Annotated in this window: 5 protein-coding genes; 3 read left to right on the top strand and 2 right to left on the bottom strand. The window is 43.0% G+C overall.

Annotated elements, in window-relative coordinates; all coding sequences use genetic code 11:
- Window positions 1-221: 221 nt before the first annotated feature.
- Together PN447_RS17250 and PN447_RS17245 are read left to right on the top strand one after the other, a co-directional pair.
- Window positions 222-629 carry a universal stress protein gene (locus PN447_RS17250; RefSeq protein WP_271764239.1) on the top strand — a complete coding sequence of 136 codons (408 nt, stop codon included), beginning with the start codon at window positions 222-224 and terminating at the stop codon, window positions 627-629.
- Window positions 630-1,191: 562 nt separating this feature from the next.
- A complete protein-coding gene (locus tag PN447_RS17245; RefSeq protein ID WP_271764238.1) occupies window positions 1,192-2,175 on the top strand; it encodes an RNA polymerase sigma factor, RpoD/SigA family in 984 nt (327 codons plus the stop codon).
- Between the two features lie 81 nt (window positions 2,176-2,256).
- Here PN447_RS17245 and cobO read toward each other — a convergent pair whose 3' ends face one another.
- Together cobO and PN447_RS17235 are read right to left on the bottom strand one after the other, a co-directional pair.
- Window positions 2,257-2,943, bottom strand: coding sequence for a cob(I)yrinic acid a,c-diamide adenosyltransferase (cobO, locus tag PN447_RS17240; RefSeq protein ID WP_271764237.1), 687 nt, complete (start codon window positions 2,941-2,943; stop codon window positions 2,257-2,259).
- A 309-nt stretch (window positions 2,944-3,252) separates the two neighbouring features.
- A complete protein-coding gene (locus tag PN447_RS17235) occupies window positions 3,253-3,726 on the bottom strand; it encodes a lipocalin-like domain-containing protein (RefSeq protein ID WP_271764236.1) in 474 nt (157 codons plus the stop codon).
- A 170-nt stretch (window positions 3,727-3,896) separates the two neighbouring features.
- Here PN447_RS17235 and PN447_RS17230 point away from each other — a divergent pair, with 170 nt between their 5' ends.
- Complete coding sequence (locus PN447_RS17230) at window positions 3,897-5,024, top strand: homospermidine biosynthesis protein (RefSeq protein ID WP_271764235.1); 1,128 nt, start codon at window positions 3,897-3,899, stop codon at window positions 5,022-5,024.
- Window positions 5,025-5,225: the final 201 nt, after the last annotated feature.

Here is a 5,225-nt window from a genome sequence, read left to right as displayed (position 1 = left end):
CGCGAAAACCAAGCAATGATAGCGGTAGTCTTTCTTGTAAATCTTAAGAGAAATATCGCGTCTGGCTAAGGCGTGCAAGTCTACTGAGGGATAACCGCTCCCATGCTCCTGTTGAAGTAGAAAGTAAAGTCTAGCTTTGTTTAGGTTTTATATAGCAGGTAAACACTAAATCTCCTTAGTTAGGTGAGTGTCAACGAAGTCAGGAGTGCTAAGTGACAGAGATGTTTAAAACAGTACTATTTCCAATTGATCAAAGCCGGGAAGCGCGAGAAGCTGCTGATGTAGTTACCAACGTTGTGCAGAAGTACGGTAGTCGCTTGGTGCTGCTGTCTGTGGTGGAAGAACCAGTCACAGATGTACCAAGTCCAGATCCCATGAAGTCGTCAGACCTTGTGTCTCAATTGCTGGAAAATGCGCGATCTTTGTTTTCTCAGCAAGGAATTCAATGTGAGATTCTGGAAAAACAAGGGAAACCAGCCTTTACTATCTGTGATGTGGCTGATGACATCGGGGCAGATTTAATTATCATGGGTTGTAGAGGATTAGGTTTGACTGACGAGGGAGCAAATGATAGTGTTACTACGCGTGTAATTAATCTTTCACCTTGCCCAGTGCTAATTGTGCCTTAATCTTACCAAGACGCGTTGAGTCGCGTCTACATTCGATCCCCAATAGCAGTTTTGCTGCCTGAAATTCTTTGGTTTCGTAACATCTCTCCATCTTCGCAGGTCAAATAGTTCGGTTATCCCGCTACTTGTCAGCAACTGAGGAGGGGGTTTTTCCGTCACTATGGATATAGTTAGTAAGATTTGTGTAAACTATTTTTTTTGTCAACGAAACAGTTTTGAATTATAATTGAAAGATTTACCTGAGTTACTTTACTATCTGCTGGATTTGTCTTAATATAGGATAAGTAGAAATCATATCGACTTCAGATTTTACAATTGCACATCGCGGCCGAGGATAAAAAGAATTTACGCCAATAACCAAGTGTGCTTCTAGGAGATTTCAAAATTCAGGGAAGGTAAGGGAACCTATATCGGGTAGGGGTATTCTTAATCTTTCATAGGCGGTGTATGAATTGACTTCTTTTGGTAGCGCCCTATGTTCCGTGATATGTTTACTACCTTTCCAAACCAGATTTAGTTATTCAAGATCCGTTGTATTTACGGAGTAGAGGACAACGCACCAATGGCTATTGTTAAAACCAAAACGGAAAACCTCAATACCAAATTCACGGCTGATATGGTCAGAACCTATCTGCGGGAAATTGGTCGGGTACCACTGCTAACGCGTGAAGAAGAGATTATTTTTGGCAAGCAGGTACAACAAATGATGACCCTTGTGGAGGCTAAAGACTCCTTAGGGAAGGAGCTAGGTCATGAACCTAGTTTAGCAGAGTGGGCAGCCCATGTTAAGCAAACGGAAACACAGATCAAACACTCTGTGACCCAAGGTAAACGGGCCAAGCAAAAGATGATTGAAGCCAACCTGCGCTTGGTTGTGGCCATCGCCAAGAAATACCAAAAGCGCAACATGGAGTTTTTGGATTTGATCCAGGAAGGAACTCTAGGATTAGAAAGGGGTGTAGAAAAGTTTGATCCCACCAGGGGTTATAAGTTCTCCACCTATGCTTACTGGTGGATTCGCCAAGCGATTACCCGGGCGATCGCCCAGCAAGGTCGGACTATTCGGTTACCGATTCATATCACCGAGAAACTCAACAAAATCAAAAAAGTACAGCGGGAATTGGCGCAAAAGTTGGGGCGATCGCCGAATCCTGCGGAGATTGCGCAAGAGTTGGAACTAGAGCCGATGCAGATTCGGGAGTACCTGAATATGGCGCGTCAACCAGTGTCCTTAGATGTGAAAGTCGGCGATAACCAGGATACGGAATTGCAAGAAATGCTCGAAGATGAAGGACCATCTCCTGAGTATTACACCACCCAAGAGTTCTTGCGTGAAGACCTGAATAACTTGTTGGCAGAACTTACCCCCCAACAAAGACAGGTTTTAGCCCTGCGCTTTGGTTTAGAAGATGGGAATGAAATGTCTTTAGCTAAAGTGGGTGAACGCTTAAATCTTAGCCGTGAGCGCGTCCGTCAGCTAGAACATCAGGCTCTTGCTCATTTGCGCCGTCGTCGCGCCAATGTCAAGGAGTACGTTGCTAGCTAAAAGCAGATAGCTTGCGGTGACGCGCCTCCTGAAGTCAGGGGGCGATTTTTTATCTTGTTTTTCCACGAGGGATGGTGTTAATTAAAACTCAATCCCTGCTTGGGCTTTCACTCCTTGATCCCGGAAAGGATGTTTAATCAGAGTCATTTCCGTGACTAAATCTGCTCGCTCGATTAAAGCAGGGGGTGCGCCTCGACCTGTGAGAATTACGTGCTTGTTGGGTGGTTTTTCTGCTAACCCTGCTAAAACCTGATCGACTTGTAAATAGCCCATTTTGAGGGCGATATTGATTTCATCGAGCAACACTAACTGAAATTCTGGATTGCGAATATATTCTAATGATTTTTCCCAAGCGGCGCTGGCTTTGTCAAGGTCGCGATCGCGGTCTTGAGTTTCCCAGGTAAAGCCTTCCCCCATAGCGTGAAATTCTATCTGGTCTTCCCAAAAGCTAAAAACCTTTTTTTCTGATGGTTCCCAAGCACCTTTGATAAATTGCACAATCGCTACTTTATACCCATGACCGAGCGATCGCAACACCATACCCAAAGCCGCCGTAGTTTTACCCTTACCATTACCAGTATTAACTATAATTAAACCTTTTTCTGGTACAGCCTCTGCTATACGGCGATCCTGTACCTCTTTGCGCCGCTGCATCTTGTGGCGGTATTGTTCATCAGTTAAGTTAGTTAGGGTTGAGGACATGATTTCGTCTATTAAGCGTTCAATTTCTCTATCTGAGTTTAACTCTTCTGGTGTATCGCTTTTCATCAACCTTACTTATCAAATATGAATTTTCTCACCCACAGCAGGGCTACAGGACGAAGGGGTTAGTCTTGAAAAGACTGGATTTATTCAGGAGGGTAAATACATTGTTGTTTCATTTAACTCTTGTGAGAAATTATTTTGACATCCCAGATTAATTTCCCATCATATGACTTAGAGATCGTGAAAAATGTTGGATATCTACATTTTTGTAGTATTTAATTAACTAAATTTTGGGAGAATCTGACCTGATAAATGTTCTGTCAAAACTTCATTTCAGATTCCCTAGGGATCATTTTCCCCCACAAGTTGATATCAGGCGCGCTCCCATGTCAGAGTTTGAGGATTTCCGCCTATGGGCGGCGTGACTAATACTAGGCGATCGCCAATAAATTGGAATTGGCGTAACTGCTCGGTTCCAATCCAATCAGGTATGAGGCTAATTTCCACATAATGAATTACTGTTTCTGCCTGTATTTCATATTTACCACTGTAAGAAACATAATTAGCAGATGCTTGAAGATATCTAGTAATTGCTTTAATGTACTTAAAAGCAGTGACTAAAAGCCAAGGTCTTAAGAATACTTTCCTAGCATTCATCAACTCGGCTGAGGAAACTTCAATATTCAGGCGATGGGCTTTCATAATTGTTGCAGACATATAACCAGATTCAGTGTATGTAATATAACCAATGGGATGTTTCCCAAATGGGTAACAAGTCTGACCATCGCCAGATGTACTTTCCCAAGATACTAATTTCCAAGTCCCGACAAAGTTGTTTGTACTCATCTTATTTATACTGGTATTTTGATACAGCTTTCCCAGACAACCCAGCAGGTAAATTGCTATTGTTATATCAGTATAATTTTTGTCGAAATTCTTTCCTAGGGGTAATGTCATAATTGCCTGAAATCTAGATAACATTAGATTCAGCGTGTTTACTATTCAGGAGTGCCAAAATGTCAAAAAAACTGGGTCAAAAAATCTCCCCCATACCCATGTCCACCGATATCGGGGTGGTGGATTTGATTAATAATTACTTCACAGCCTATAACTCAGCACGTTTGCGAGAAATCTGTCAACTCATGAGTCACGATATCTTAAAAGATGGGGTGACTGTGGGGGTTAGCCTTTCTGGTGCGATGACACCAGCTGGATTTGGAGTTTCAGCACTATCGCCCCTAATTCGCAACGGTTTTATTGACTGGATGATTAGTACAGGTGCGAATCTTTACCATGATATGCACTACGGCTTAGGTTTTGAACTTTTTGCCGGTAATCCGTTTTTGGATGATGTCAAGTTGCGCCAAGATGGTACGATCAGAATCTATGATATTATCTTTGGCTATGATGTCTTGCTGGAAACTGATGCTTTTATTCGCAAGATTCTCCAAGCAGAAGTATTTCAAAAACCCATGGGAACTGCGGAGTTTCACTATCTATTGGGTAAGTATGTCCGAGAAGTAGAAAAGCAGTTGGGAGTGCAGCATTCTTGTTTGTTAGCTACAGCCTATGAATGTGGCGTACCTATTTATACCTCATCCCCAGGAGATAGTTCCATTGGGATGAATGTTGCAGCTTTAGCTTTGGAAGGTTCAAAGTTAGTCATAGACCCTTCTATTGACGTGAATGAGACAGCAGCGATCGCCTATTGTGCCAGAGAATCAGCCGGAAAAAGTGCAGCTGTAATTCTCGGTGGTGGTAGTCCTAAAAACTTTTTACTACAAACACAACCGCAAATTCACGAAGTGTTAGGGCTGGAAGAACGGGGACACGATTACTTTGTACAGTTTACCGATGCTCGACCGGATACCGGAGGTTTGTCAGGTGCAACCCCCTCGGAAGCTGTGAGTTGGGGTAAAATAGACCCAGAAGAGTTACCTAGCACAATTGTTTGTTACACTGATAGTACCATAGCTATACCATTAGTCACAGCTTATGTTCTCAACCAGTGTCAACCTCGACCTCTGAAGCGGTTATATGACAGACGACCAGCAATGCTGGAGAAATTAAAAACAGACTACCTAGCAGCTTTAGCACAGCCATCGGAGCAAGTCCGAGCTGCTGTAGCTGATATGGTATCTTAGCAATAATTCCTCATCGTCCGCTCGGTTAAACTTACCCAAAACTACCCACTGGTAGTTTTGGCGTTAACTTCTTGTTTCATCGCGGTCTGAGAATGACTTCGACTAGGTTTGTCCGCTCCGCAAGCAATCCCGGTAAAGCTTACCGTTTCTGACCGTTCAGGAATAAAAATCTTCTCAAACCATCGGTCAATATTTTTGGCG

The organism is Anabaena sp. CS-542/02, assembly GCF_028331085.1.
Classification (GTDB): Bacteria; Cyanobacteriota; Cyanobacteriia; order Cyanobacteriales; family Nostocaceae; genus Anabaenopsis; species Anabaenopsis arnoldii.
The sequence above is the reverse complement of the archived record's forward strand: the minus strand, read 5'-3'. Positions and strand labels throughout refer to the sequence as shown.

Excerpts from the sequence above, each read along its gene's own strand:
- PN447_RS17250 (WP_271764239.1), top strand. The coding sequence starts at position 222 with ATGTTTAAAACAGTACTATTTCCAATTGATCAAAGCCGGGAAGCGCGA.
- PN447_RS17245 (WP_271764238.1), top strand. The coding sequence starts at position 1,192 with ATGGCTATTGTTAAAACCAAAACGGAAAACCTCAATACCAAATTCACG.
- cobO (WP_271764237.1), bottom strand. The coding sequence starts at position 2,943 with ATGAAAAGCGATACACCAGAAGAGTTAAACTCAGATAGAGAAATTGAA.
- PN447_RS17235 (WP_271764236.1), bottom strand. The coding sequence starts at position 3,726 with ATGAGTACAAACAACTTTGTCGGGACTTGGAAATTAGTATCTTGGGAA.
- PN447_RS17230 (WP_271764235.1), top strand. The coding sequence starts at position 3,897 with ATGTCAAAAAAACTGGGTCAAAAAATCTCCCCCATACCCATGTCCACC.